22 protein-coding genes, 1 tRNA gene and 1 pseudogene are annotated in these 25,555 nt (G+C 53.1%); 10 read left to right on the top strand and 14 right to left on the bottom strand.

Annotated elements, in window-relative coordinates; translation table 11 throughout:
- Positions 1–66: 66 nt before the first annotated feature.
- From yagE to HV355_RS21025, 4 genes are all read left to right on the top strand, one after another.
- A complete protein-coding gene (yagE, locus tag HV355_RS21010; RefSeq protein WP_182403276.1) occupies positions 67–975 on the top strand; it encodes a 2-keto-3-deoxygluconate aldolase in 909 nt (302 codons plus the stop codon).
- 14 nt (positions 976–989) lie between these two features.
- Positions 990–2,957, top strand: a complete 1,968-nt coding sequence (gene yagF, locus HV355_RS21015) for a xylonate dehydratase YagF (RefSeq protein ID WP_182403278.1) — start codon at positions 990–992, stop codon at positions 2,955–2,957.
- 226 nt (positions 2,958–3,183) lie between these two features.
- Positions 3,184–4,566: an MFS transporter gene (locus HV355_RS21020; protein WP_148400899.1), complete on the top strand. Its 1,383-nt coding sequence runs from the start codon at positions 3,184–3,186 to the stop codon at positions 4,564–4,566.
- An 11-nt stretch (positions 4,567–4,577) separates the two neighbouring features.
- A complete protein-coding gene (locus tag HV355_RS21025; protein ID WP_182403280.1) occupies positions 4,578–6,188 on the top strand; it encodes a glycoside hydrolase family 43 protein in 1,611 nt (536 codons plus the stop codon).
- A 4-nt stretch (positions 6,189–6,192) separates the two neighbouring features.
- Here HV355_RS21025 and xynR read toward each other — a convergent pair whose 3' ends face one another.
- From xynR to HV355_RS24040, 5 genes are all read right to left on the bottom strand, one after another.
- Positions 6,193–6,951 (bottom strand): DNA-binding transcriptional repressor XynR, encoded by a 759-nt coding sequence (xynR, locus tag HV355_RS21030; protein WP_182403282.1) that lies wholly within the window; start codon positions 6,949–6,951, stop codon positions 6,193–6,195.
- A gap of 208 nt (positions 6,952–7,159) precedes the next feature.
- The gene (locus HV355_RS21035) at positions 7,160–7,594 is read right to left on the bottom strand and encodes a DUF3828 domain-containing protein (protein ID WP_182403284.1); all 435 of its coding nucleotides are present in this window, start codon (positions 7,592–7,594) and stop codon (positions 7,160–7,162) included.
- 1 nt (position 7,595) lies between these two features.
- Positions 7,596–7,958, bottom strand: coding sequence for a hypothetical protein (locus tag HV355_RS21040; RefSeq protein ID WP_017383896.1), 363 nt, complete (start codon positions 7,956–7,958; stop codon positions 7,596–7,598).
- 278 nt (positions 7,959–8,236) lie between these two features.
- Entirely contained in the window at positions 8,237–9,241 is a 1,005-nt protein-coding gene (argF, locus tag HV355_RS21045) for an ornithine carbamoyltransferase (RefSeq protein WP_182403286.1), read from the bottom strand.
- On the bottom strand, positions 9,211–9,306 hold the full coding sequence (locus tag HV355_RS24040) for a hypothetical protein (protein ID WP_220470778.1): 96 nt from the start codon (positions 9,304–9,306) through the stop codon (positions 9,211–9,213). Before HV355_RS24040 ends, argF begins: the two co-directional genes overlap by 31 nt.
- 99 nt (positions 9,307–9,405) lie before the next feature.
- Here HV355_RS24040 and rraB point away from each other — a divergent pair, with 99 nt between their 5' ends.
- The 5 genes and pseudogenes from rraB to HV355_RS21070 form a co-directional block, all read left to right on the top strand.
- The gene (rraB, locus tag HV355_RS21050; RefSeq protein WP_029739283.1) at positions 9,406–9,831 is read left to right on the top strand and encodes a ribonuclease E inhibitor RraB; all 426 of its coding nucleotides are present in this window, start codon (positions 9,406–9,408) and stop codon (positions 9,829–9,831) included.
- A 46-nt stretch (positions 9,832–9,877) separates the two neighbouring features.
- Positions 9,878–10,636: a tRNA isopentenyl-2-thiomethyl-A-37 hydroxylase MiaE gene (miaE, locus tag HV355_RS21055; protein WP_182403288.1), complete on the top strand. Its 759-nt coding sequence runs from the start codon at positions 9,878–9,880 to the stop codon at positions 10,634–10,636.
- Between the two features lie 30 nt (positions 10,637–10,666).
- Positions 10,667–11,389 (top strand): topoisomerase II, encoded by a 723-nt coding sequence (locus tag HV355_RS21060; RefSeq protein WP_182403290.1) that lies wholly within the window; start codon positions 10,667–10,669, stop codon positions 11,387–11,389.
- Between the two features lie 106 nt (positions 11,390–11,495).
- Positions 11,496–11,580, top strand: a tRNA-Leu gene (locus tag HV355_RS21065).
- Between the two features lie 188 nt (positions 11,581–11,768).
- Positions 11,769–11,843: pseudogene (locus tag HV355_RS21070) on the top strand (DUF4102 domain-containing protein); the annotation flags it as partial.
- A gap of 306 nt (positions 11,844–12,149) precedes the next feature.
- Here the strand turns inward: HV355_RS21070 and dcm are convergent.
- The 7 genes from dcm to HV355_RS21105 form a co-directional block, all read right to left on the bottom strand.
- A complete protein-coding gene (gene dcm, locus HV355_RS21075) occupies positions 12,150–13,466 on the bottom strand; it encodes a DNA (cytosine-5-)-methyltransferase (protein ID WP_182403292.1) in 1,317 nt (438 codons plus the stop codon).
- 112 nt (positions 13,467–13,578) lie between these two features.
- Positions 13,579–14,853 (bottom strand): LlaJI family restriction endonuclease, encoded by a 1,275-nt coding sequence (locus HV355_RS21080; RefSeq protein WP_182403295.1) that lies wholly within the window; start codon positions 14,851–14,853, stop codon positions 13,579–13,581.
- On the bottom strand, positions 14,840–16,780 hold the full coding sequence (locus HV355_RS21085) for an AAA family ATPase (protein WP_182403297.1): 1,941 nt from the start codon (positions 16,778–16,780) through the stop codon (positions 14,840–14,842). Before HV355_RS21085 ends, HV355_RS21080 begins: the two co-directional genes overlap by 14 nt.
- A gap of 27 nt (positions 16,781–16,807) precedes the next feature.
- Complete coding sequence (locus tag HV355_RS21090) at positions 16,808–17,731, bottom strand: hypothetical protein (protein ID WP_182403299.1); 924 nt, start codon at positions 17,729–17,731, stop codon at positions 16,808–16,810.
- On the bottom strand, positions 17,728–19,326 hold the full coding sequence (locus HV355_RS21095) for an ATP-binding protein (protein WP_182403302.1): 1,599 nt from the start codon (positions 19,324–19,326) through the stop codon (positions 17,728–17,730). Before HV355_RS21095 ends, HV355_RS21090 begins: the two co-directional genes overlap by 4 nt.
- Entirely contained in the window at positions 19,323–21,173 is a 1,851-nt protein-coding gene (locus tag HV355_RS21100; RefSeq protein WP_182403303.1) for a DEAD/DEAH box helicase, read from the bottom strand. The genes HV355_RS21095 and HV355_RS21100 overlap by 4 nt, the downstream gene beginning before the upstream one ends.
- A gap of 549 nt (positions 21,174–21,722) precedes the next feature.
- Positions 21,723–22,592, bottom strand: coding sequence for a phosphorothioated DNA-binding restriction endonuclease (locus tag HV355_RS21105; protein ID WP_182403306.1), 870 nt, complete (start codon positions 22,590–22,592; stop codon positions 21,723–21,725).
- A 301-nt stretch (positions 22,593–22,893) separates the two neighbouring features.
- Between HV355_RS21105 and HV355_RS21110 the strand changes: the two genes are divergently transcribed.
- Positions 22,894–23,361 (top strand): SymE family type I addiction module toxin, encoded by a 468-nt coding sequence (locus HV355_RS21110; RefSeq protein WP_182403308.1) that lies wholly within the window; start codon positions 22,894–22,896, stop codon positions 23,359–23,361.
- A gap of 58 nt (positions 23,362–23,419) precedes the next feature.
- Here the strand turns inward: HV355_RS21110 and HV355_RS21115 are convergent, their stop codons facing one another.
- Together HV355_RS21115 and trpS are read right to left on the bottom strand one after the other, a co-directional pair.
- Positions 23,420–23,791 carry a hypothetical protein gene (locus HV355_RS21115; protein ID WP_182403311.1) on the bottom strand — a complete coding sequence of 124 codons (372 nt, stop codon included), beginning with the start codon at positions 23,789–23,791 and terminating at the stop codon, positions 23,420–23,422.
- A 574-nt stretch (positions 23,792–24,365) separates the two neighbouring features.
- Positions 24,366–25,370: a tryptophan--tRNA ligase gene (gene trpS / locus HV355_RS21120; RefSeq protein ID WP_182403313.1), complete on the bottom strand. Its 1,005-nt coding sequence runs from the start codon at positions 25,368–25,370 to the stop codon at positions 24,366–24,368.
- Between the last annotated feature and the right edge of the window lie 185 nt (positions 25,371–25,555).

Consider the following 25,555-nt stretch of genomic DNA (forward strand, 5'->3'; position numbering starts at 1 on the left):
TATGATCGTTAATTTAATGAACGCTGTTCTATAATGTAGAACAAAATGATTCAGCAAGGAGATCTCATGCCGCAGTCCGCGTTGTTCACGGGAATCATTCCCCCTGTCTCCACCATTTTTACCGCCGACGGCCAGCTCGATAAGCAGGGCACCGCCGCGCTGATCGACGATCTGATCAAGGCAGGCGTCGACGGCCTGTTCTTCCTGGGCAGCGGCGGCGAGTTCTCCCAGCTCGGCGGCGAAGAGCGTAAAACCATTGCCCGCTTTGCTATCGATCACGTCGATCGTCGCGTGCCGGTGCTGATCGGCACCGGCGGCACCAACGCCCGGGAAACCATTGAACTGAGCCAGCACGCGCAGCAGGCGGGCGCGGACGGCATCGTGGTGATTAACCCCTACTACTGGAAAGTGTCGGAAGCGAATCTGATCCGCTACTTCGAGCAGGTGGCGGACAGCGTCACGCTGCCGGTGATGCTCTATAACTTCCCGGCGCTGACCGGGCAGGATCTGACCCCGGCGCTGGTGAAAACCCTGGCCGACTCGCGCAGCAACATCGTCGGCATCAAAGACACCATCGACTCCGTCGCCCACCTGCGCAGCATGATCCACACCGTCAAAGCCGCCCATCCGCACTTCACCGTGCTGTGCGGCTACGACGATCATCTGTTTAATACCCTGCTGCTCGGCGGCGACGGGGCGATTTCGGCGAGCGGCAACTTTGCCCCGCAGGTGTCGGTGAATCTTCTGAAAGCCTGGCGGGATAAAGACGTGGCGAAAGCGGCTGAGTATCATCAGACCTTACTGCAAATACCGCAGATGTATCAGCTGGATACGCCGTTTGTGAACGTCATTAAAGAGGCGATTGTGCTCTGCGGCTGCCCGATTTCCACGCACGTGCTGCCGCCCGCCTCTGCGCTGGACGAGCCGCGCAAGGCGCAGCTGAAAACCCTGCTGCAACAGCTCAAGCTCTGCTGAGCCGGACGATAACCATGACCATCGAGAACATTTTCACCCCACAGGACGATGCGTTTTATGCGGTGATCACCCACGCGGCGGGGCCGCAGGGCGCGCTGCCGCTGACCCCGCAGATGCTGATGGAATCTCCCAGCGGCAACCTGTTCGGCATGACGCAGAACGCCGGGATGGGATGGGACGCCAACAAGCTCACCGGCAAAGAGGTGCTGATTATCGGTACTCAGGGCGGCATCCGCGCCGGAGACGGACGCCCCGTCGCGCTGGGCTACCACACCGGGCACTGGGAGATCGGCATGCAGATGCAGGCGGCGGCGAAGGAGATCACCCGCAACGGCGGGATCCCGTTCGCGGCCTTCGTCAGCGATCCGTGCGACGGCCGTTCTCAGGGCACGCACGGCATGTTTGATTCCCTGCCGTACCGCAACGACGCGGCGATCGTCTTTCGCCGCCTGATCCGCTCCCTGCCGACGCGGCGGGCGGTGATCGGCGTGGCAACCTGCGATAAAGGGCTGCCCGCCACCATGATTGCCCTGGCTTCCATGCACGACCTGCCGACCATTCTGGTGCCGGGCGGGGCGACGCTGCCACCGACCGTGGGAGAAGATGCGGGCAAGGTCCAGACCATCGGCGCGCGCTTCGCCAACCACGAACTCTCCCTGCAGGAGGCCGCCGAGCTGGGCTGTCGCGCCTGCGCGTCGCCGGGCGGCGGCTGCCAGTTCCTCGGCACGGCGGGCACCTCGCAGGTGGTGGCCGAAGCGCTCGGTCTGGCGCTGCCGCACTCCGCGCTGGCGCCGTCCGGACAGGCGGTGTGGCTGGAGATCGCCCGCCAGTCGGCGCGCGCGGTGAGCGAGCTGGATAACCGCGGCATCACCACGCGCGATATCCTCACCGATAAAGCCATCGAAAACGCCATGGTGATCCACGCGGCGTTCGGCGGCTCCACCAATTTACTGCTGCACATTCCGGCCATCGCCCACGCGGCGGGCTGCACGATCCCGGACGTTGAACACTGGACGCGCGTCAACCGTAAGGTGCCGCGTCTGGTCAGCGTGCTGCCCAACGGCCCGGACTATCACCCGACCGTGCGCGCGTTCCTCGCGGGCGGCGTGCCGGAGGTGATGCTTCATCTGCGCGATCTCGGCCTGCTGCACCTGGACGCCATGACCGTGACCGGCCAGACGGTGGGCGAGAACCTCGACTGGTGGCAGGCGTCCGAGCGCCGGGCGCGCTTCCGCCAGTGCCTGCGCGAGCAGGACGGCGTGGATCCGGATGACGTGATCCTGCCGCCGGAGAAGGCAAAAGCGAAAGGGCTGACCTCGACGGTCTGCTTCCCGACGGGGAACATCGCGCCGGAAGGGTCGGTGATCAAGGCCACGGCGATCGACCCGTCGGTGGTGGGCGAAGATGGCGTTTACCGCCACACTGGCCGGGTGCGGGTGTTTGTCTCGGAAGCGCAGGCGATCAGGGCCATTAAGCGGGAAGAGATTAAGCAGGGCGATATCATGGTGGTGATCGGCGGCGGGCCGTCCGGCACCGGCATGGAAGAGACCTACCAGCTCACCTCCGCGCTCAAACACATCTCGTGGGGCAAAACGGTATCGTTAATCACCGATGCGCGCTTTTCGGGCGTGTCGACGGGCGCCTGCTTCGGCCACGTGTCGCCGGAGGCGCTGGCGGGCGGGCCGATTGGTAAGCTGCGCGATAACGACATCATCGAGATTGCCGTGGACCGCCTGACCCTCACGGGTAGCGTGAACTTCATCGGCACGGCGGACAACCCGCTGACGCCGGAAGAGGGGGCGCGCGAGCTGGCACGGCGGCAGACGCATCCGGACCTGCACGCCCACGACTTTTTGCCGGACGATACCCGGCTGTGGGCGGCGCTGCAGTCGGTGAGCGGCGGCACCTGGAAAGGCTGTATTTATGACACCGATAAAATTATCGAGGTAATTAACGCCGGTAAAAAAGCGCTCGGCATTTAATTATTTTCAGAGGTAAAACCGTCTGCGGGAAATATTCCGCGGACGGCTTTGTCGTTTTTGTTATTTAATAATATAAACAATGGCTTGAGATATATCGGTGGCGTCACAAAAGCAAAATAACGTAATTCAGAAATAAGATATGACCATTGCTGGTTAATTGAACAGCTCATTACACTCCATTAACACGATGTTGTAATTCAGCACACTACATAAGGGTGTAATTCTGATGACGCAATTAACCATGAAAGATAAAATTGGCTACGGGCTGGGTGACACCGCCTGCGGCTTCGTCTGGCAGGCCACCATGTTCCTGCTGGCCTATTTCTACACCGACGTCTTCGGCCTGTCGGCGGGGATTATGGGCACGCTGTTTTTGGTCTCCCGCGTGCTCGACGCCGTCACCGACCCGCTGATGGGGCTGCTGGTAGACCGCACCCGCACGCGGCACGGCCAGTTCCGCCCGTTTCTGCTGTGGGGTGCCATCCCGTTCGGCATCGTCTGCGTGCTGACCTTCTACACGCCGGACTTCTCCGCGCAGGGCAAAATCATCTACGCCTGCGTGACCTACATTCTCCTGACCCTGGTTTATACCTTCGTTAACGTGCCGTACTGCGCCATGCCGGGCGTCATTACCGCCGATCCGAAAGAGCGTCACGCCCTGCAGTCCTGGCGCTTCTTCCTGGCGGCGGCGGGCTCGCTCGCCATCAGCGGCATCGCGCTGCCGCTGGTGAGCATCATCGGCAAAGGGAACGAGCAGGTGGGCTATTTCGGTGCCATGTGCGTACTCGGCCTGAGCGGCGTGGTGCTGCTCTACGTCTGCTTCTTCACCACCAAAGAGCGCTACACCTTTGAGGTACAGCCGGGCTCGTCGGTGGCGAAAGATCTTAAGCTGCTGCTGGGCAACACCCAGTGGCGCATCATGTGCGCGTTCAAGATGATGGCGACCTGCTCTAACGTGGTACGCGGCGGGGCTACGCTCTACTTCGTGAAATACGTGATGGATCACCCGGAGATGGCGACCCAGTTCTTACTCTACGGCAGCCTCGCCACCATGTTCGGCTCGCTCTGCTCCTCCCGCCTGCTGGGCCGCTTCGACCGCGTTACCGCCTTCAAGTGGATCATCGTCGCTTACTCGCTGATTAGCCTGCTGATTTTCGTCACCCCGGCGGAGCACATCGCGCTGATTTTCGCCCTCAACATCCTGTTCCTGTTCGTCTTTAACACCACCACGCCGCTGCAGTGGCTGATGGCCTCTGACGTGGTGGATTACGAGGAGAGCCGCAGCGGTCGCCGCCTCGACGGGCTGGTGTTCTCCACCTACCTGTTCAGCCTGAAGATTGGCCTGGCGATTGGCGGGGCGGTGGTGGGCTGGATCCTGGCGTACGTGAACTACTCCGCCAGCAGCAGCGTGCAGCCTGTCGAGGTGCTGACCACCATAAAAATTCTGTTCTGCGTGGTGCCGGTGGTGCTCTACGCGGGCATGTTCATCATGCTGTCGTTTTATAAGCTCACCGACGCCCGCGTGGAGGCCATCAGCCAGCAGCTGATCAAGCATCGCGCGGCGCAGGGCGAGGCCATTCCCGACGCTGCGACAGCCGCATCCCATTAACCGGAGGCACTATGGAAATCACCAACCCAATACTCACCGGCTTCAACCCGGACCCGTCCCTCTGCCGTCAGGGCGAGGACTACTACATCGCCACCTCGACCTTCGAGTGGTTCCCGGGCGTGCGCATCTACCACTCCCGCGACCTGAAAAACTGGTCGCTGGTCAGCACCCCGCTGGACCGCGTGTCGATGCTGGACATGAAGGGCAACCCGGACTCCGGCGGCATCTGGGCGCCGTGCCTGAGCTACGCCGACGGTAAATTCTGGCTGCTCTATACCGACGTGAAGATTGTCGACTCGCCGTGGAAAAACGGCCGCAACTTCCTGGTCACCGCACCGTCCATCGAGGGCCCGTGGCGCGAGCCGATCCCGATGGGCAACGGCGGGTTTGACCCGTCCCTGTTCCACGACGACGACGGCCGCAAATACTATATCTACCGCCCGTGGGGGCCGCGCCACCACAGCAACCCGCACAACACCATCGTGATGCAGGCGTTTGACCCGCAGACCGGCACGCTCTCGCCGGAGCGCAAAACCCTGTTTACCGGCACGTCGCTCTGCTACACCGAGGGCGCGCACCTGTACCGCCACGCGGGATGGTACTACCTGATGGTCGCCGAGGGCGGCACCAGCTACGAGCACGCCGTCGTGGTGCTGCGTTCCAAAAATATCGACGGGCCGTACGAGCTGCACCCGGACGTGACGATGATGACCAGCTGGCACCTGCCGGAGAACCCGCTGCAGAAGAGCGGCCACGGCTCGCTGCTGCAGACCCACACCGGGGAATGGTACATGGCCTACCTCACCAGCCGCCCGCTGCGCCTGCCCGGCGTGCCGCTGCTGGCCTCCGGCGGGCGCGGCTACTGCCCGCTCGGCCGCGAGACCGGCATCGCCCGCATTGAGTGGCGCGACGGCTGGCCGTACGTGGAAGGCGGCAGGCACGCGCAGCTGACCGTAAAAGGCCCGCAGATTGCCGAGCAGCCCGCTGCCGTTCAGAGCTACTGGCGGGAGGATTTTGACGCCAGTTCGCTTGACACGGAACTGCAGACCCTGCGCATCCCGTTCGACGACACCCTCGGCTCGCTCACCGCGCGCCCGGGCTACTTACGGCTCTACGGCAACGACTCGCTCAACTCGACCTTTACCCAGTCGACCGTGGCGCGCCGCTGGCAGCACTTCGCCTTCCGGGCAGAAACGCGGATGCAGTTCTCGCCGGTCCACTTCCAGCAGAGCGCGGGGTTGACTTGCTACTACAACAGCAAAAACTGGAGCTACTGCTTTGTGGACTACGAGGAGGGACAGGGGAGAACGATTAAGGTTATTCAGCTCGACCACAACGTGCCGTCGTGGCCGCTGCACGAGCAGCCGATTCCGGTGCCGGAGAGTGCGGAGAGCGTCTGGCTGCGGGTAGATGTGGATACGCTGGTCTACCGCTACAGCTACTCGTTCGACGGCGAGACGTGGCACGCCGTGCCGGTAACCTATGAGGCGTGGAAGCTGTCGGACGACTACATCGGCGGGCGCGGCTTCTTCACCGGCGCGTTTGTGGGGCTGCACTGCGAGGACATCAGCGGCGACGGCTGCCACGCGGACTTCGACTACTTCACCTACGAGCCGGCCTAACGGCTCAGGCCGGGTAGCCCAGCGCGCGTGAGAGCTGGAGCCCGGCCTGCTGAAGCTGCTCGCGGAAGTTAGCCAGCTCGGCGTCGCCCACCCGGGAGGTCAGCGTCGACAGGCTCAGGGCGGCGATGACGCGGGATTCATGGTTCCACACCGGCACCGCCACGCAGCGCACGCCCTGCTCGTTCTCTTCGCTGTCCAGGGCGTAGCCTTGTTCGCGGGTCTGCGCCAGGGCGCTTATTAAGGCTTCGCGAGAGGAGAGGGTAGAAGGCGTAAAGGTGGTGTACTGATAGCCCTCCAGCAGGGCGTTCAGCTCGGGTTCGCCCAGCCAGGCAATCAACACCTTGCCGATGGCGGTGGCGTGAACCGGCAGGCGGCGGCCGATGCGCGAATAGGCGATGGCGGCCAGCTTGCCTTCAATCTTCTCGATATAGACCCCTTCACGCCCGTCCAGGATCCCCAGATGGGTAGTCTGCCCGGTCCGCTGGGACAGCTCCGTCAGCCAGCTTTTCGCCTTCTGGCGAATATCCATCGAGCCCACGACGAAATGGCCGCGCTCGACCAGCTTCATGCCGAGGCGATACTTGCCGTTCTCCGGGTTCTGATCGATATAGCCATGAAGCTGCAGGGTTTTCAGCAGCGAGTGGAGGGTACTCTTGCTCAGCCCCATCAGTTTGCTGATGTCGGTGATCTTAAGCTCGGTGGCCTGCTCGTTGAACAGGTCGAGGATCTGCAACGCACGTTCAACAGACTGAATAATCGGCATAATGCTGGCATGTCCACGCTGGAATTAAGGCGAAAACGTACCTTTTTCGGGGTGAAAAATCAATTGAGTAGAGCGGGTTGTGGGAGAAAGGGCATCAGGCCGCATCGTCACCTGATTTGCCCGGCGGCGCTTCGCTTGCACGGGCCTACGGGTTGTGTAGGCCGGGTAAGCGCAGCGCCACCCGGCTACATTATTGTTAGCGGGGGAATCAATTATTATCCCGAGCGGCGACAGACTGAATTTTCCAGATCCCATCTTCTTTAACCATGCAATCAATGACTGTGTGCTGGGTCTTTTTGCCAAACGTGATATTCACGTTTACACAGACCGGGTCTGAATCATACGAATCAATAGCCACATTCTCAGCCCAGTCCTCGCCGATATACTGCGATTTCATAAAAAAATCAGCCTCGTAAAATTCAGCGTCGGCATAACGGGGATCGTCTGCATGACGTAATTTTTTCATGGTGCTGGCCGTAACGAACTTATCGATTTCATTTCCCTGTTGGATGGGATAACGATCGTTTTTCACCTGTTTGACGTACCAGCGATTGAATTCAAGGGCGCGCTGCATCGGTATCTGAAAATCTTCGGCCCCCAATGCGGCTGTGCTGAATAACACAATTAAGATGAGCTTATTCATATTAATAATGCCTGTATAAGGTTATTGCTGGCTGGAGTTGGCGATAGGTTGGCCCCGGGTACAGTGTTCTCTGTTTAAAATCTGAATACCAGGTTCCAGCGCCATCGTAAATACAGACATGCCCGTACTGATTCGGGCCGGGCAAGGCATCAATCACCGCGATATCCCCCTCTATGGGGGTGCCATAGACTTTTGAGAACCCTGCTTTTTCAAGAGAACGCCAGAAATCCTTAGCGTTTGCCCCTTCGATTTTAAGCCCTCCGGCTCGAATGGCGGCGGCGATTGCTCGAGCGCAATAGTGTCCAGTATGGGTTAGTGCGTGGCTACGGGCGTATGACACAGCTTCATGCTTATTCCATGACATAAATAATCCTTATTAACGAAATGCAGCAATAAGGAAATATTACGCCGATAATATCCGGTGTTTTGTAATTGATAATGACCTGATATTAACCATTATCTACTCAATAAATAATGGTTAATAAAAACATAAATTCTTATTATGGTTAATGTCTATCTGAGAAAGCGTCAATAAAATGAATTTTTCTGCCTGACGATAACGCTGTTGTCGTTTTTTAGTGTTTGCTCCCTCTCCCTGTGGGAGAGGGCCGGGGTGAGGGCACCAGACCGCAGAGGAGTCAATCACTCCCCAAGCGTCGCCACCATCACCGCCTTAATCGTATGCATCCGGTTTTCCGCCTGGTCAAACACGATGCTCGCCGGCGACTCGAACACCTCGTCCGTCACCTCCATCCCGCCGTGCAGGTCGAACTCTTTCGCCATCTGCTTACCGAGCGTGGTCTGGTCGTCATGGAACGCCGGCAGACAGTGCAGGAACTTCACGTCCGGATTGCCGGTCAGGGCCATCATCTGCGCGTTCACCTGATACCCGCGCAGCAGCGCAATCCGCTCCGCCCACTTCTCTTTGGCTTCGCCCATCGACACCCACACGTCGGTATAGATAAAGTCCGCGCCCTTCACGCCCGCCGCCACGTCTTCCGTCAGGGTAATTTTCCCGCCGTGCTTCTCCGCCAGCGCGCTGCACTCCGCCACCAGGCTCTCTTCCGGCCAGCAGGCCTTCGGGGCCACCAGACGCAGATCCAGCCCGTTCAGCGCCGCCGCTTCCAGCATCGAGTTGCCCATGTTGTTGCGTGCATCGCCCGCGTAAACCAGCGTCATCTCGTTAAACGCCTTGCCCGGCAGGTGCTCCTGCATGGTCAACAGGTCCGCCAGCAGCTGCGTCGGGTGGAACTCGTTGGTCAGCCCGTTCCACACCGGCACGCCCGCATACTGCGCCAGCGTTTCGACGACTTCCTGGCCGTGGCCGCGATACTGAATGCCGTCGTACATCCGCCCGAGCACCCGTGCGGTGTCCTTAATTGACTCTTTATGCCCAATCTGGCTGCCGCTCGGCCCTAAATACGTGACGCGCGCGCCCTGGTCAAATGCGGCAACTTCGAAAGAGCATCGTGTACGGGTTGAGTCTTTTTCGAAGATGAGCGCGATGTTTTTACCGGTAAGCTTTTGTACTTCCTTGCCATTTTTTTTATCGGCTTTGAGCTGTGCGGCAAGGGTCAGCAGAGAAGTGAACTGTGCAGGGGTAAAGTCGAGCAATTTCAGAAAGTGTTTCTTGTACAGATCAGACATTTTATCCTCACATGGCGAACGCTACTTATTGAATTAAAATTCACTTTATATGTGTAATTATTCATTTGCAACCCCGTTTCACAATTCTTTCCAACAAAGGTGGAGGCAAACCCGTCCGTGTGTGAAAATAGAAGTATCTGCCGCACTTTAAAGAGGATTGAGCCATGGCAAACCCGGAACACCTGGAAGAGCAACGCGAAGAGACGCGTCTGATTATTGAAGAACTGCTGGAAGACGGTAGCGATCCGGACGCGCTGTACACCATCGAGCACCATTTCTCTGCGGATGATTTCGACGCGCTGGAAAAACTGGCCGTGGAAGCCTTCAAGCTGGGTTACGAAGTGACCGAGCCGGAAGAGCTGGAAGTGGAAGAGGGCGACACCGTCATCTGCTGCGACATCCTGAGCGAAGGCGCGCTGAAGGCGGAGCTGATCGACGCGCAGGTAGAACAGCTGATGAACCTGGCCGAGAAGTTTGAAGTGGAATACGACGGCTGGGGAACCTATTTCGAAGATCCGAACGGTGAAGACGGCGAAGAAGGCGACGACGAAGATTACGTCGACGAAGACGACGACGGCGTGCGTCACTAAGCGTTTCAGGCGGTGGCGCGCGCCACCGCTTTTTCAAGGCAGAACCATGGATTACCCGCAGATACTCGCCCCCGTACTCAACTTCCTCCAGTGCCCGACCCCGCAAGCATGGATTGATAAAGCCCGCGACCCGGCGAACCTGCCGCTGCTGCTCACCGACCACATGGTGTGCGAGCTCAAGGCCGCCCAGACCGCGCTGCTGCTGGTGCGTAAATACGTCGCCGACGAAAGCGGTGCCGACGCGCTGCTCGACTGGCTCAAACCCTACGAACAGTTCACCTTCCGCGACGGCCCGGAACCGGACTTCATCGCCCTGCACAGGCAGATTGGCAAAAGCGTGATGCCCAAAACCGACGACCCGTGGGGCCAGGCGCTCATCGACAGCATGGTGCTGCTGATTAAAGAGGAGCTGCACCACTTCTGGCAGGTGCGCGAGGCGATGCAGGCCCGCGACATTCCGTACGTCAAAATCACCGCCAGCCGCTACGCCAAAGGGATGCTGAAGGAAGTGCGCACCCACGAACCGCTGACGCTGATCGACAAGCTCATCTGCGGCGCCTACATCGAAGCCCGCTCCTGCGAACGCTTCGCCGCGCTGGCCCCGTTCCTCGACGACGACCTGCAGAAGTTCTATCTCTCGCTGCTGCGCTCGGAAGCGCGCCACTATCAGGACTACCTGACGCTGGCCCAGCAGGTGAGCGACGACGATATCTCACCGCGCATACAGCTTTTTGGCGAAATTGAAGCCACACTTATCTCGACACCGGACCACGAGTTTCGCTTCCACAGCGGCGTGCCGGTGTAAACCGGCACAACTCAAGGATAAGGATGCGAGATGAATAAAACGTGGACCCGTACCGTGATGGTTGTTGTGGTGGCCGCCGCCGTGGCGTTCTGGGTGTTCTTTGACAGGCAACGCGCTCCGGAAGCGCAGATTGATACCACCCTTAACGCGATGCCCGCCTGGCAGGTGATTAAGGAGCAGGAGCCCGCGCTGCATCAGCGCATCCTCGACCAGATGGCCGCCCTGCAAAAAGCGGGCGAGCCGGAGCAGCAGATTATCGACACCATCCAGCCGCAGATCCTGCATCTGCAGATGTCGCGCCTGCAAAACGCCCCGGACGCCAACGTGGTGAACTACATGACCATCAACATGGAGCAGACCGCCGCCATCCAGAAGGTGAGCGACGACGCCTGCTTCCGCTTCCTCTACCCGACGGTGAAGGGTGGCGTGAACCCGATGCGCATGCTGGATAAAGACCTGATGGCGCGGCGCATGCAGGCCGACGCCGACATGATGCGCGCGGCCTATGGCAAAAACCGCCACACCGTGACCCCCGCCGAGCGCGAGGCGGCTGTCGAGGATGTGCGACCCATTATGAAGGCACTTGCCGATAAGTACGGCGAGGACATCCAGCTGCTGCAGATGCCGGAGAAGGCGGCGGGCAAAGAGAAGCTCTCCTGCGATATGGTGCAGGAGATGTGGGCCAAGGTGCTGGCGCTGCCGGAGCAGAAGGCGGCGAGGGTGATTCGACTGGCGGTGTCTGAGCTGGACTGACGAAGGGCGCTGGTTTTTTGGGCACTTAGCGCGGGTTTCGCGCGTCGTCGCTTGCATGGCGGCGCGCGACAGGTATAATCCACAACGTTTCCGCATCCCCTTCAGTGCCGAAGTGGCGAAATCGGTAGACGCAGTTGATTCAAAATCAACCGTAGAAATACGTGCCGGTTCGAGTCCGGCCTTCGGCACCAAAAGATGTGAATTAAAGTCGCTTAAGGGCGGCTTTTTTTGTGTCTGAAATCCAGTATTTACCCATCATTCCCGCTATATTAACTCTCTCAAGGTCAACCGACTTCAACGTACATCTACCAACAGATGTTGGTATAGATGATGGTATTTCCGGTTCGATAATGCTTGTAGCAACTGGGAGGAGATAAGCATGGCGTTAACAGATATTAAGGTCAGAACAGCCAAGCCAACGGATAAGCAATACAAACTGACCGGCAGCAGCGGCCATCGTTAATGTAAGCTACAAAAGCTGTCCGGAGATAGCGGGTCAAGATCAGTCGGAAGATCTCTAAAAGTGAATGGTTCATTTTGCTGGGATGCTTAGATTGGTAAAAAAGTGGTGAAGCAATCAGATCGGAAGTGGATGGCGCAGCATGCAGTCTAACACTGAGGAATATTGTGATAATGAAAAGGGTACATATGTAGTGATGTGATTTACTCCCATTGCAAACGCAAACCGTGGCAGTATTACATTGACTGCTTCAGGAAAGGGGGGCATCACATCACGACATTTTCTTCCACAGCAGGGTCATTAGCCTGTTGTTCGCTCCAGACTCTGGTTCTTACCAGCCAGTATTTCGGCTTTTTTCATAGTTTCGACCAACTGTTCCGAGACCGCACGAATGACATTCATGCAGACAGAGTTGCCAAATTGCTTGTAGATCTGGCCCTGTGAAACAGCATCGACGATGTAGTCGTCAGGGAATCCCTGTAGGCGTGCACATTCGCGCGGAGTCAGCTTGCGCGGGTTCCTACCCAAATGTGACTGGTCAATCAGGATTTCGGAGCCGTCTTTGTAATAACGGGCACTGATGGTATTAGTGTATTCGCTGTCCTTGTTGAAAAGAGAATAGCCGAAACCATTACCTTTCTTTTCGTGTTCCTGTTTCCGTTTCTGGTGACCTATCCACAGTCTATCCGAGATGGTATATCTGTCTTGTGACAGAGGCAGATGATCGAGGTCTTCCAGAATGTCACCAACACGGGTCGGAGTCATAGGAGGTACCGGCCATCTGAACACACTGTCGAAATCCACGCCCCTATAATAGTCACGGTCAAAACCAACGATGAAAATACGTTCACGGTTCTGGGGGGCACCGAAGTCACCTGCACGCAGTACACGGTAATCAACCCAGTAATTGAGTTTTTCGGACAGAGCATTGCGGGCATCCTCACTAATCGGGATATCATCCGGAACGGAATGGGTCCCGTTGCCCCGCAGGATATCGAGAATGGTTTTCAGGGTACGACCCTTATCATGTCCCTGCAGTTGCTTGACATTTTCCAACATGAATGCCTTTGGACGCTTGGCTGTCATGATTCGCTGGATTTCGAAGAACATGGTTCCACGGGTATCGCTGAAACCTTTTTTCAATCCGGCCTGTGAAAAAGCCTGGCATGGAAATCCACCAAGCAGTACATCATGATCAGGAATGTCGGATGCCGGAATTTTAGTGATGTCACCTTGGGGCATTTCGCCGAAATTCGTTAGATAGGTCTTCTGGGAGAACTTGTCCCATTCGGATGAGAATACACAGTGCCCTCCCTGCTGCTGATAAGGAAGACGAATACCGCCGATACCTGCAAACAGATCGATGAAGGTGAAATTGCATTCATTTTCAGGTTGCTGGCGGAAAGGTGCGTTTTCCAGATATTCAGTCATCTTCTTTTCCACATCGAGAATGGCCTGCCATTTGGCGGAAGACGGTTCATGTTCTTCTTCTTCCCATCCTCGGACCGTGCGTTCTCCGGTGGCACCGAGTCCAAGAAGATTGGCAAATTCGGTGCGACCTATGCCTAATTTTTTTCTCATATTTTTGATATATTGGAATTTATTCTTACTGTCCATCCCATGCTCACCTTATCCGGTTTTATTCCCGGCGATACTATCACTGTACGTATGATCAATCAATGAGGGGATCTCATGTCTATCGACATTTCTGGGCACAGTCCGAATCTTTTCAGACTGTAAAAATTTCGCGGGTCAGTTCTACCAGCTTTTCTCCTGTTGAATACAGACGAAGTAGTTCTAGGGGATCCTGGTAATGGCAATGAATCGGCGGATATTCGGATAGACAGTCAGCTTCCGTAACCAGAACCTTTCCCCTTTCCGCAACATGGACAGCACTGAGCGGCTTTTCTGTTCCAGGAAAAATGAAATGGTTTGTGATGTGGGTACCGTCCGGCACCAGGTAAGAAAGCGCCTTCTGGTAGAAAAACTGTTTTACCAGATCCGGCCAACCAGGAGCACTATCCGGTGTCTTCGCATCATAGTATTTGGCATCTATGATCGCGACGTGTGTTTTTTCTGCATTGTAGAGAACCGTATCTGTTCTCTGGCTCTTGTTGGCAACGGGAACAAACCTGTCACTGCCGGCCCGATACACGGGAATAGGCAATTTATTGTTAACTCGGTATTTACCCACCAAGCATTCATCAAGCATAGCTTCCCACAGGCTGTGAAACTTCCTGACACCGATAAGAACCCCGCTATTCCCCGTTCCTCTCCCTGTTTCAAGATACATGATCAGTCGGCGCAAAAGGAAAATATCCCTTTCGGAATAGCTGAACTGCAGTTCTCTTCTTAGGTGTACAACCCATGAGAAAACATTTCCCTCAGGACGCGGAATATTCTGCAGTCGTTCAGGAGTGCCCTTACTGCCTGTCCAGAGCATTCCGTATACCGGATAGAGCTCCCTCATTACAGAGGCATGAATCTTTGCTGTCTCGCTATCGGTGAGGTAGCGCGAACGTGTGGTTACAGGATCGATATATACAGGCCCAGATGGGCTAGGATAGGCAGTCCTTCGGGAAATAGTCTCCGGCCATACAACTTTTCCGGAGTTGGTTGTATCGACTCTCATCCGGCGGACATAGAGACCATTCGTCTGATAGTCGTCAATCAGTGCAGTTGCCAACGATAGGGATTCACCACCGATAAGTCTGGTTCCTGCATCCCCATCAAAAACACCGGTGTCTCTATCTCGGTAGAATTTCAGGAGTGAGCGGAGCAGATAATGTGCTGAAAGAGCCTGCGATTCACGAGAAGAACTGTTATTTCGTGGCAGAAATACAGCCAGGCCTCTATTGAAAGACATGACTCCACAGAAATGGATTTTCTGCATGTCGGGGGCTAGCAGCCCCCTGTTTCTCAGCTCATCGAGAACGGTTGTAGGAATACTGCGATCGGTGACAGGTGTTCTGTCTGAAAGATACAGAATATCAGCTGGCAACATCTTGCGGATCCCTGTTCATGTCAACAGGAGTGCCCACCCCTTCAAGTCTGTTCTCTACGGCAGTGGAGAAAACAGCCATGCCATTGCGAAATGCTGAAGATAGGTTGCCGAAAGTCCTGAAGGTTGACGCAAATATTTTCTGGTGTCCGACATGTCTCAGCACATCATCCCACAGATAGATGAACAGTTTGCCGCCAAGGGCAGCTTTCGCTGCTTCCCCATTTTCCAATTCTTTAGAATCTAGGAAAAACGGGCCGATTAGACGATCCTCTGCTATCTCACATTCGACAAGGGTGTCATTAATAATTTGAGCAAAATCGCTCCAGAGTACCGAATATTTTCCTGAATTAGTGGAGAAAACGATTTCGGTTTGTGGGAGCTCCGGTTTTGAAAAATCGATTGGGAGATATTCGAAATTCCAGCGCCGTTTGAATGCAGTATCCAGCGGCATAACTGCCTGATCACTGCTGTTCATGGTAGCCAGTAGAGACATGTTGGACGGGATCCGTAGGCTATCGACAGGAGTACATCCCATAGTATCTAGTTCCGTATTTATATACTCGATCATATCCGGATCAGCGGCATTGATACTGTAGGTACTCGTTCCATCAGGCTCCCTATCTAGAAGCTGGAAAAGCTCGCCGAAGACAGCTGCAGCAGAAGCACGGTTGATTTCTTCGATAATGAGACAGACCTTTTTGTCTGGACGAGCAATGGCCAGTATGAGTGCGCAGGTAAAGGGGCCAGGTCTGAAACTGTAGGTTATGCTGCTTTCGCCCTGTTCATCCTTTTCCATTTTAGGCTTCAGGGCACCGACAAAATCGTTATGCTGAGTATCAGGATGGAAAACTGTAACAATCTTTTCTGCACCGTCACTCATTTCACCATGGACCCTGTAACTTTTTCCCGTGCCGGGTGCCCCATAGAAGATTCTGTTCGTTCCACCGGTCACTCTGGGTCCGGATACGGAGGCTCTGGCCGATGACTCGAAAAAGAACTTGCCCTCTCTGTTCCGGATAGTCATCCTCGGCCATAAACCGGAAACCAGAACCGATATTTTTTCAAGTGAATCGGGAGTATCCAAGAGCCCCTTTCTGATGAAAATATATTTCTCAAGCGGAACAGAAAAATGGACGGGATTTTGGACATACAGCGCATTGCCGGGTTCCCTAGATGGGCGAAGAAGAAATGCCCTGTCTATATCATTCCATGAAACGAATTCGGCATCGGGGTCAGTCCCCAGTAAAGGATCAAACTGACCGGACCAGCCAATGGTTGTCATTATTCTGAACAGCAGTTCATCCCCATCATGAACACAGAACATATAAGGAAGACTGGGCATATATCTCCTTTGAAGGTAATCATATTTTTCTTGTGAACGCACCAGATCAAGAATTAGGGTACCGAGTGTTTCCGAGCTTACATTCGGGACCGGCAATGATGCCAGCAAGACCGATTTGACAAAATCATCGGATTGCCTATAACTCTTTTTCCCAGTTTTTGAGCTCGTGTTTATTAGATTTTTTGCCTCAAGTCTTGTTCTGGGATCTTTGAAAGCCCAGAAAAAGTTACTGCGGCTGTATATGTCCAGCGAAACGAGCGCTTGCTCGTTTGACGTTCCGCTTTCGATCATTGCTTCGAATTCTGCCGGAAGCATATTTTTCTTGATTTCTTCGAATACAGAGATGTAGTTGTCCAGTAGTCTTACAAATGGCCCAATCTTTAGCATATACATCAGATACTGGCATGGTATATAACAGTGATACCCGCTTCCAGTTTCCATCCGTGCTGTATGGTCCAGCAATGTCAGTCCGGTTGTAGATAGAACCGTTCTTGTTTCATCATCGAATTCGATCTCATCGAATTGCCATGCCGATTCTGGTTCATTTTTGAACCAGTTCATCACCATATCCAGTTCTGAAAGCATACTTGTCCCGTCCTTGCATGAGAAAAACTAGTCATACTTGATCCAGAGATTTCTGGATATTGTCTGTCGCATGTTTTCAATAAATTTCTTGTTCTGGTCCGAAAACTGAGAGTTTTCATACTGCCCCATAAAAAACAGCAATTCGGCCAGTGCACAGCCTTGGTCTTTTGCCTGATTTTTCATCACGGGATGTTCAGTATTAATTGTTATGAAATGATCGTCCCCGTAACCTGGTTCCCACAATGAACCGTCGGCTGTTTTACCGAAACGAATATCGATGTCGTCAGGAGCAGTTATCATTACCCTAAATCTAGGCAGATTGCCGCTTTTTCCAGAAAACAGGAGCCTAAATTCGAGTAGGGCATTGAATATGATAGCCAAGGCATCACTGAAACCTGAACGGTAAATGTTATAACGGTCGGCAATGATATTACCGAACATGTCAGTATTGTCCTGCCCGATGGTGTCACATCCCTGAATGTTGTTCACTAGATCCTTTACCGGACTCGGCATGAATAGACGGGCATACTTTTTCCCTTGGTGAGCAAGCGATTTTGCGATCCTATCACCGGAAAACCTGAACTCTGAAAGGCCCAGAAGCTCCGCGATTTCATATATCATACGGACAATTCTGCAATTTTCAGGCAGATGTTCATCCACCCACGTGGACAGTGCTGGTATTTCCGCTTTAAGCTTGTCGGTTGGAAGATTTGTTACTTCCAGCCCGAAGGTACTCTCGAATGACTCTTTTTTGCTGAAAACGGCAGCGCTTGCTGCTACCTGATAGACAAAATCTGCAATTATCAGATCTGATTCATCGAATATTCGATTGAACAGGTCAATCGGCAGCGGAATCCTGTTCTGCCAGAAAATCAGTCCATCTACCCTGTAACTGTGGTTTTTGTCGTAAAGGTAACGTTTGAAATCGGCCAGATCGTATTCATAACTCATTCTGAATCCTCTTCCGGATCCGGCAGTTCAAGGCTGAGATAACGAAGACTCTCACTGACCTTCTGACGGAATCCTTTCATGGTGTGTTTGTTCGCTTCTGAGTATTCACCATGCTCGGCATTTGCAAGGCTCCAAAGAAGCATGTCGAGTGCTTTCATAGCTTCTACATTGCCCTTGCAGACATCATACATTTTCAGGAAATATGGATGCGACTTCCCAAGTGTTACGCAGGTATTTCCATCAATGTCACATGACGGTTCCCAGAGATTGTCACCCATCAGGGAGTTTTCTTCGTGAACCCTGACAGTCTTGTCTTCATAGACGCGTATATCGTTGATTACTGCAGGTTTGGGCTGGTTCTGGTTTCTGATGGTAACTGTTTCGCCATCAACCTTTATATCGGAGTTTTTTGTACGGTTTTTCTGCTTATCTATTGCATTATCAGCAGGACCATGTGCACGTGTCGAACCGGACTGTTCAGATTGGTTTTTTGACGAAACGGAAAGTAGTGCTTGACGCCATGGAGCAATCAGCGACTGTAGTTTCCTACGGATTTCAACAGGGATTATCACTCGGCTTTTGCGGAAATCGATACTGAATACATCATCAAGTTCATGGGAGAAAACAAGCTCGACACGCAGACGGGTGATCTTACCTTCCTTTTTATACATTCGGTGAGGCCAGCCGTCATTCCATATCAACCGGTCTTCTCGATAAATATAGAACCCTTGATTATCCAATCCGTATCTCACAGCCCCCTGCTCTTCCGCAGTCAGCTCATTCTGCGATGGAATCAGGCTTCCTCTGATTGTGAAAGAATAGCTGTTTCCGTTGAACTCGACGTGGATTTTCTTTTCTTTCAAGAGCTGGGGACGGGCCCCGCCACTGGTAACAAGTTCAGTAGACAGGGGATCCCATCCTTGGAGAAAAATTTCGGGTTCATCCGCAATTTTGAGTGAAATTTCTACGTTTCCGGAGGCAAGATATTTGAAAAAGACGGCACTCAGTTCGTCAACAAGTTCCTTGCCGAGGGTCCGGATCTGATCAAGCATCTGTCTATCGCTGCCTGGCTTGATCAGACGATCAATTTTTTCCCACACAATCATGGTGCCTGAATTTCCGGAGAAATCCTCAAGAACTTCGAAATCGTCGTAATAGTCGTTTTCATCTGGGGTCTCGAGTTCCCAGCGATCTTTTTCACTTATGGTATCGAGATCCCAGATACGGCCTACTGCAGTTCCTTCTTTTTGTGAAAGTACCACCAGTCTACGGCAGAATGCCGTAGACGCAGTTTTCAGCCCCATTCCAAATTTGCCCAGTGACTTCGGATTCGGCCGTTTTTCGGAACCGTACCGCATCGCATTCTTCAGCTCGGACTCAGTCATTCCATCACCGTTATCAGTAATGACTACTCGGAACTCTCCCATCAGATATTGGAGCTCGATGGCAATTTTCGTAGCATTAGCTGCTATTGAATTGTCTACAATGTCAGCAAATGCCGCTTTTTCACTGTAACCCGTATCACGGAGGCTTTCGACCAGCCTCGCAGCAGAAGGTCGGAAATCATTTTCCTGTAATTCAATTTTATCTGTCATTTTTTTATCGATTCCAAATATTCCAGCATCAGCTGTTTGTCTGTTTCTTTATAGTCGGCCACTGCAACAACCTGCTCGCTAAGCTTCTGTTTCATTCGTATCCGTTCATCGATCATTTCTTCGACAGTATCCGCGTAATACATGTAATAAACACTAACCACAGATTTCTGTCCATTTCTCCATGCTCTTGCCGTAGCCTGTGCCTCAAGGGCCGGATTCCACTGTCGGCAATAGTGGATTACATTGGTGGCAGCGGTGATATTTAGCCCCATGCCGGCTGTTTTAGGGTGCAAAAGCAGCAGATCGAATCCGGACGATTTGGAAAATCTGTCAATCAGAGGCTGCCGTTGTTCATTTGGAGTCCGTCCGTCAATCACTCCTGGGGTGATGCCATAACGTTCTCTAACTGCAGCACCTAGCAGATCGATTGCCTTCTGGAATGTGGCAAAGATGATGACTTTTTCTCCGGATTGTTCTATGCCGTCCAGTTCCATCATCAGTAGTTCGAATTTGGCGCTGTGGAGGCATAGGGATTTGACATCATGGGGTATGCTCGGATCTAGAAGAGCTGGATGTGCCGTAAACTGCTGTAGTTTGTTGATCAGGGGTAGCATACCTCCTCCTCCGTTTGCCGCATCCAGCTGCATCTCCTCAATGATGGATTCATAGGTATTTCGTTCCTTCTCTCCTGCGGTAACAGCTCTGTGAATATCCATTTTTTCAGGCAGCTGTGTCAGGACATCTTTTTTCATCCGTCGCAGGGTTATCTGCCGGAGACTGTTTTCAAGCCCGTGAAGGTCCATATTGAGCGTTTTGGACAGTTCGCGATGAACATAACGAGATCTAAAATCCTGCTCGTTTCCGAGAAAACCGGGGAAAACCAGGTCACAGAGAGCCCAGACGTCAAGAAGGCAGTTCTCGACAGGAGTGCCCGACATTGCAACGGAAGCAACAGAATCAAGACGTCTTGCTGCAAGAGATCTTCCCGACCGAGGATTTTTCAGCATACTGGCTTCATCATAAAGTACAAGGTCAAACGAGATTTCTTCCAGCATCGAAATATCGGAACTCAATATGGTATAGGGAGTAACGATTATATTGTGCTGGGAAAGATCTGAACTGAGACCGCTCCTGTTCTGCCCATAATGGAGAAAAGGTCTGAGTGTAGGAGCAAAAAAAGAAAATTCTCTGATCCAGTTGGCCAGCAGAGGATTGGGAACAACAATAAGGATCCTACCTTCAGGATTATGTTCGAGAACATCGCAGCACAGGGCAATCACTTGAGCAGTCTTACCAAGACCCATATCATCGGCAAGGATGGTACCCACACCGTTGGCTGCACAGAAGGTCAGCCATGCCACTCCTTCATTCTGGTAGGGGTAGAGTTCCCTGACAAAGAGTTTATCGTGGAGTGATATTTTCTGCTGCTGTGCCCTGAGCTTCTCTACAAGGGATGATGGAAGATCGTCAATAAGTCCATCATTGTATAGTTTGCGAAGTAGTTTGAGCAATCCGGGAAGTGACAGCTTGTTGCAGGCAGATACAGAGAAATCCTTAAGTCTGTCACTGACAAAATACACCCGTTTGCCATCAGCAATAAAATAACCGTATTCCACCAAAGAATTTACCTGATCAGGAGTAAGCTCTGCCTTCCTGAAAAACAAACTGAATGAAGGTGATGGTTCATGGCTGAACCGGAATTTCAGTTCAGCTGGGCGTTTTGATATGACCAAAGTAGTTTCGCTGTCTCTATCCTCAGCTACAAATTTGCCAAGTCTAAAAAGCAATTCGGGAGCGATTGGACACCCGTCCTGTTCGACAATGCCGTGTTTTATCGAATAAACCATTCCATTTCCTGTAGTCAGCTCAGGTTCTAAACTGGTCTACCTTTTTCAGAACCAACTTTCAATTTTGCAATCTAGTTTACGAAATCAGATATATTTGTAAATGCACTAAATATAGAGAAATTTTTGCTCAGATAATCGGAGTTTGGGATTGAAGAAAGACCTGATGCCCTCAGGGTCAGGATTGTTACTGATGTGGCCCCCTGAAACACCAGACAGTAGCTGTATCTTCAGATAAGAGATAGGCTTGAATATATGTCTAACACTAACGCCAATTTTGAGATGACTGGGATCCAGTTAGGGCAAGAAGTCCGTAAGTTGCTTTTATCGGTATTGGTTCTATTGCTATGGTCCGAATAGCTAAAGTATGTCGAGGAAAATGATGAGTAGCAGGGGTCGGCATCTGAACCCAGTCAACCATGTTTGTTCGGGTTCGATGCCGAAAATCAATGAAATTATGTGTTGGTGTCTGCGTTGGTACAAAAGTATTTGCTTTTTTTAATTATTTAAAATCATGAACTTAAGTTATATATGGGAGTCCGGCCTTCGCACTCATCCTCTAAACACCTCCCTACGATGCCACTCCACAAACCCCTCCTCTGGATAATTCCCCTTCACCATAGGCAATGCAATCTGCTTCCCAGCAAAATCCCAGAACAGCCGCCCGACAATCCCGCTCCCGTTCACCGCCTCGGACACCAGCATCCGCATACTCTCATCTAGTCCAATCGATCCCTTATCAAACGCCTTATGATGAATTGCGCACAGCGCCAATCCGTTCGGGATCTCACACGGCCCGCCAAACTGCTTCCATTTAATATGCGCGGCTTCAAGTCCTACAGAGGCGTTATCATGTCGCATGTTAAACCCGCAGATTGCGCACTCATAGTTATAAGCACGTAGCACCTGCTGGCGGAACAGCGGATCTCGAACCTTACGGATCTGCTGGATATCAAAACCCATCTCATCCGCGATCTCTTCCTGAATGCTTTCAGGAAAGTGCGCTTCAAGGATCTGCTGCGCCAGCGAGCCGATCAGGTTTTTGTTCCTACTCAGCAGCGCAAAGTGTTCTTCATCAAACCCGCCTGCGACGTTATTTTCTACAAGTTCTTTAACAGGCGGTTGCTTACTGCCAGTGGTCGAACAGAACTCAGTATTTTTCAGATCCCAAAATCCATCCCCTTTGAGCCGCCAGAAAGGCATATTCGGATAATGCATCTTCCTCTGTGGGCCAAAGCGTTCTAGCAGGCTAAGCAACTGTTCGTGGACTTCGGTTCCATAATCAAACAGTCGCGCATGCCCCTGCTGATACTTCGCCAGCACGTACAGAAGCAATAAAGGCTTATGCGGCGCACGCTGTTCGCCTTTGCGCCAGATGGTGATGTCGGCAATTGCCTGTTCGAGAGTTTTGCTGGAAGCCATCGCGTTACGGAAGAAGGTAAATAATTGCGATGATGCTCGCAAAACCCAGACCAATCAACCCGCAACTAACAAAAACATGACCTTACCGTGCATAACATTATTTCCTGAATCCCCCTCGCAAATTCCAAATTTACCCCACCCAAAACCGCTGTATTTATATTCAGCCCTGTATAATGGTCACCAGAAATTACGCCAACCGGCGAAAGGAAGTATCAAAGAATATTTAAAGAAGAATTCGCGATATGAAGGTGCTGCAACACCCCCATACCGCTAACCACAACCAACTAATATGGAGTTGTATATGGCTGCGACGAATTTTAAGCCAGAGTTTACTGTTTGCAAAACAGAATCAGACGCTTTCACCGGCATGATTGAAAACCGCGAGCTGGTACGCAAAAACAGCGCCCGCCGTCTTCACGGCAACCAGCCCAACGCGGCACCCATTCATCCCCGCGCGGAAACGCCGCAGGACAGCGCCGCCTGCTGCGAACTGTATGCACGCATAGACATGAAATACCTTCTCCTGGGTGGCGACTGGTTAACCCGTGCGGGCTTTATCAACGGTATGCCTGTAAAAATCCGCGCCATGAAAGACTGCATTGTGATTACGCCGCAGCATACAAGAGAATTATGGGGATGTCTGGAAGGTATGAGCGTGGTGAATATAAATAAACAGAAAGTCGCGCAGTGGCTGAAGACCTTTCCGGGAGCGCTGAATGATACAGGTGATGTTCCGGTGATTAAGCGTGGGAGTGGGCAGGCTGTTTAAACTTCAAGCCAGTATGCGCGGGCATGTGAGCACATGCCCGCACTACGCTAAAAGTAATTCAATCATGATGTATTTGCTCTTTCACAGCCTTAACCAGCACAGCATGGAGTTCGCCAACGGTTAAATCGCGTATCACAGGTTCGGGAATGCCTCGTAGCCTGCGAATCAAACGGCAGATACCAAAGTAATCTATGCACTCGGTACTAAAAAGAAACTCGTTGTCAGTGAGAGAAAAACTTTTCTCATAGCCATCTTCTTCAGTGACGAGCGTAACGCCAAACGCTTCCTCGCAGTCTTCAATCAGGGCATCGCCATCCATGCCGCATATATCGAGGTCGGCTTCGATTAGGGTGTTCTCATCAATGCGCTTGCGATGATGTCCCGAGGACTGACGTACAACCTCAATGACCTGCGAAAGAGTGGGGCACATTATGTTGGATTCCGTGGGTGAAGAAATGACGTAGACATTGATTAATAGACCGAGTTAACGCCTGGGACTTATTATTGAAGGTACAAAGAAAATCAAAACAATCCAAGCAAACATCCCAATGATTTTTAGCGGCCAGGGTTCGAATACATCAAAGCACACAATTGCGCCTATAACCAATAGCGGTCCTCCTACTAATTCTACTATCCCATCGAAAATATTTAACTTATGAGGCAATACACGATTCAGTAAAACGGCCATGAAATGTGCGCATCCTAAAGTGATGATTATAGCTATAGTGCATTCTTTCCAGTTATCAGTGACGCCCACGCATATGAGGCATAACACAATCACAAAAACACAAAGTAACGTATTCAGCATGGAAATAATAAACTTACTCATAATAGTTGCCGCGACGTTTAAAATATTAAGAGTCTATGAATATAGCGCTCTCAACAGAATGACAAACGACATTGGCTAATAATGCATTTCAGAATTTATCGCGCCTCGCTGATTTCCGTAATAATCAAGTTAGCGGTTTCATGCCTATCCCACGCACTCCACCGCTAAACCTACTTTAACTAAACACCGGCACCCCCAACCCAACCTTCACCTCCCTCAGCGTCGCCTGCGTCACCCCCTGTGCCCGTTCGGTCCCGCGCTTCAGCATCGCCATCAGCTCCCCTTTATCCCGCATATACATCGCCCTCCGCTCCCGCATCGGCGCAATCAGCTCCTGCAAACACCCCTCCAGCTCGTTCTTGCACACCCGGTCACCCAGCCCACCCGCCTGATAGTGCGACTTCATCGCCGCCACTTTGGCTTTGTCCTGATGAAACGCGTCGAGATACGTAAACACCACGTTCCCCTCAATCTGCCCCGGGTCGCTCACCTTCAGGTGGTTCGGGTCGGTGTACATGGCGCTGACCGCACGGTGAATGGTCTCTTCGCTGGCAGAAAGGTGCAGCGTGTTGCCCAGCGATTTCGACATCTTGGCGCCGCCGTCGATGCCGGGCAGGCGGCTGGTGTCACTCAGCATCGCCGTGCAGTGGCGCAGCACCGGGGCGGGCAGCAGGCTGTTCATCTTGTGCACAATCTCGTTGGTCTGCTCAATCATCGGCAGCTGGTCGTCGCCGACGGGCACGCACTCGGCCTTAAACGCGGTGATGTCCGCCGCCTGGCTGATGGGGTAGGCCATAAACCCGACCGGCAGCGAGCGGGCGAAACCCTTCTGTGCAATCTCGTTTTTCACCGTCGGGTTACGCTCCACGCGGGCGACGGTGACGATATTCATATACAGCATCGTCAGCTCGGCGAGGGCGGGCAGGGCGGACTGCAGGCAGATCGTGGTCAGGTTCGGGTCGATGCCGGCGGCGAGGTAGTCGGCCAGCACTTCGGGGATGTTGTCGCGGATCTTCTGCGGGTTGCTGCCGTTGTCGGTCAGCCCCTGAAGGTCAGCAATCAGCACAAACTGGTTGTGGGTGTGCTGGAGCGCCACGCGCTGGCGCAGCGATCCGACGAAATGACCGAGGTGCAGCGGGCCGGTTGGGCGATCGCCGGTGAGGATGGTTGGTGCGTTCATAAAGACTCCTTAATGTGCAGTAGCCGAAAGGGTCTTAGAAAAGTGAAAGCCGCCTTTCGGCGGCTATCTGAAAATGAGGAAAACTACTCCGTGCCGCCTTTAAGAAGGCAGCCACCAGCGGTTTACGGTGAGGACGGCGTGGTTTATGTTCATCTCTTTACCGTACCATGTCCGGCGCGAAAAAC

This window comes from Enterobacter sp. RHBSTW-01064, assembly GCF_014103035.1.
Classification (GTDB): Bacteria; Pseudomonadota; Gammaproteobacteria; order Enterobacterales; family Enterobacteriaceae; genus Enterobacter; species Enterobacter mori.

Bases quoted from the DNA above. Each gene is read 5' to 3' on its own strand.
- yagE (WP_182403276.1), top strand. From the start codon at position 67: ATGCCGCAGTCCGCGTTGTTCACGGGAATCATTCCCCCTGTCTCCACC.
- yagF (WP_182403278.1), top strand. From the start codon at position 990: ATGACCATCGAGAACATTTTCACCCCACAGGACGATGCGTTTTATGCG.
- HV355_RS21020 (WP_148400899.1), top strand. From the start codon at position 3,184: ATGACGCAATTAACCATGAAAGATAAAATTGGCTACGGGCTGGGTGAC.
- HV355_RS21025 (WP_182403280.1), top strand. From the start codon at position 4,578: ATGGAAATCACCAACCCAATACTCACCGGCTTCAACCCGGACCCGTCC.
- xynR (WP_182403282.1), bottom strand. From the start codon at position 6,951: ATGCCGATTATTCAGTCTGTTGAACGTGCGTTGCAGATCCTCGACCTG.
- HV355_RS21035 (WP_182403284.1), bottom strand. From the start codon at position 7,594: ATGAATAAGCTCATCTTAATTGTGTTATTCAGCACAGCCGCATTGGGG.
- HV355_RS21040 (WP_017383896.1), bottom strand. From the start codon at position 7,958: ATGTCATGGAATAAGCATGAAGCTGTGTCATACGCCCGTAGCCACGCA.
- argF (WP_182403286.1), bottom strand. From the start codon at position 9,241: ATGTCTGATCTGTACAAGAAACACTTTCTGAAATTGCTCGACTTTACC.
- HV355_RS24040 (WP_220470778.1), bottom strand. From the start codon at position 9,306: ATGAATAATTACACATATAAAGTGAATTTTAATTCAATAAGTAGCGTT.
- rraB (WP_029739283.1), top strand. From the start codon at position 9,406: ATGGCAAACCCGGAACACCTGGAAGAGCAACGCGAAGAGACGCGTCTG.
- miaE (WP_182403288.1), top strand. From the start codon at position 9,878: ATGGATTACCCGCAGATACTCGCCCCCGTACTCAACTTCCTCCAGTGC.
- HV355_RS21060 (WP_182403290.1), top strand. From the start codon at position 10,667: ATGAATAAAACGTGGACCCGTACCGTGATGGTTGTTGTGGTGGCCGCC.
- dcm (WP_182403292.1), bottom strand. From the start codon at position 13,466: ATGGACAGTAAGAATAAATTCCAATATATCAAAAATATGAGAAAAAAA.
- HV355_RS21080 (WP_182403295.1), bottom strand. From the start codon at position 14,853: ATGTTGCCAGCTGATATTCTGTATCTTTCAGACAGAACACCTGTCACC.
- HV355_RS21085 (WP_182403297.1), bottom strand. From the start codon at position 16,780: ATGCTTTCAGAACTGGATATGGTGATGAACTGGTTCAAAAATGAACCA.
- HV355_RS21090 (WP_182403299.1), bottom strand. From the start codon at position 17,731: ATGAGTTATGAATACGATCTGGCCGATTTCAAACGTTACCTTTACGAC.
- HV355_RS21095 (WP_182403302.1), bottom strand. From the start codon at position 19,326: ATGACAGATAAAATTGAATTACAGGAAAATGATTTCCGACCTTCTGCT.
- HV355_RS21100 (WP_182403303.1), bottom strand. From the start codon at position 21,173: ATGGTTTATTCGATAAAACACGGCATTGTCGAACAGGACGGGTGTCCA.
- HV355_RS21105 (WP_182403306.1), bottom strand. From the start codon at position 22,592: ATGGCTTCCAGCAAAACTCTCGAACAGGCAATTGCCGACATCACCATC.
- HV355_RS21110 (WP_182403308.1), top strand. From the start codon at position 22,894: ATGGCTGCGACGAATTTTAAGCCAGAGTTTACTGTTTGCAAAACAGAA.
- HV355_RS21115 (WP_182403311.1), bottom strand. From the start codon at position 23,791: ATGTGCCCCACTCTTTCGCAGGTCATTGAGGTTGTACGTCAGTCCTCG.
- trpS (WP_182403313.1), bottom strand. From the start codon at position 25,370: ATGAACGCACCAACCATCCTCACCGGCGATCGCCCAACCGGCCCGCTG.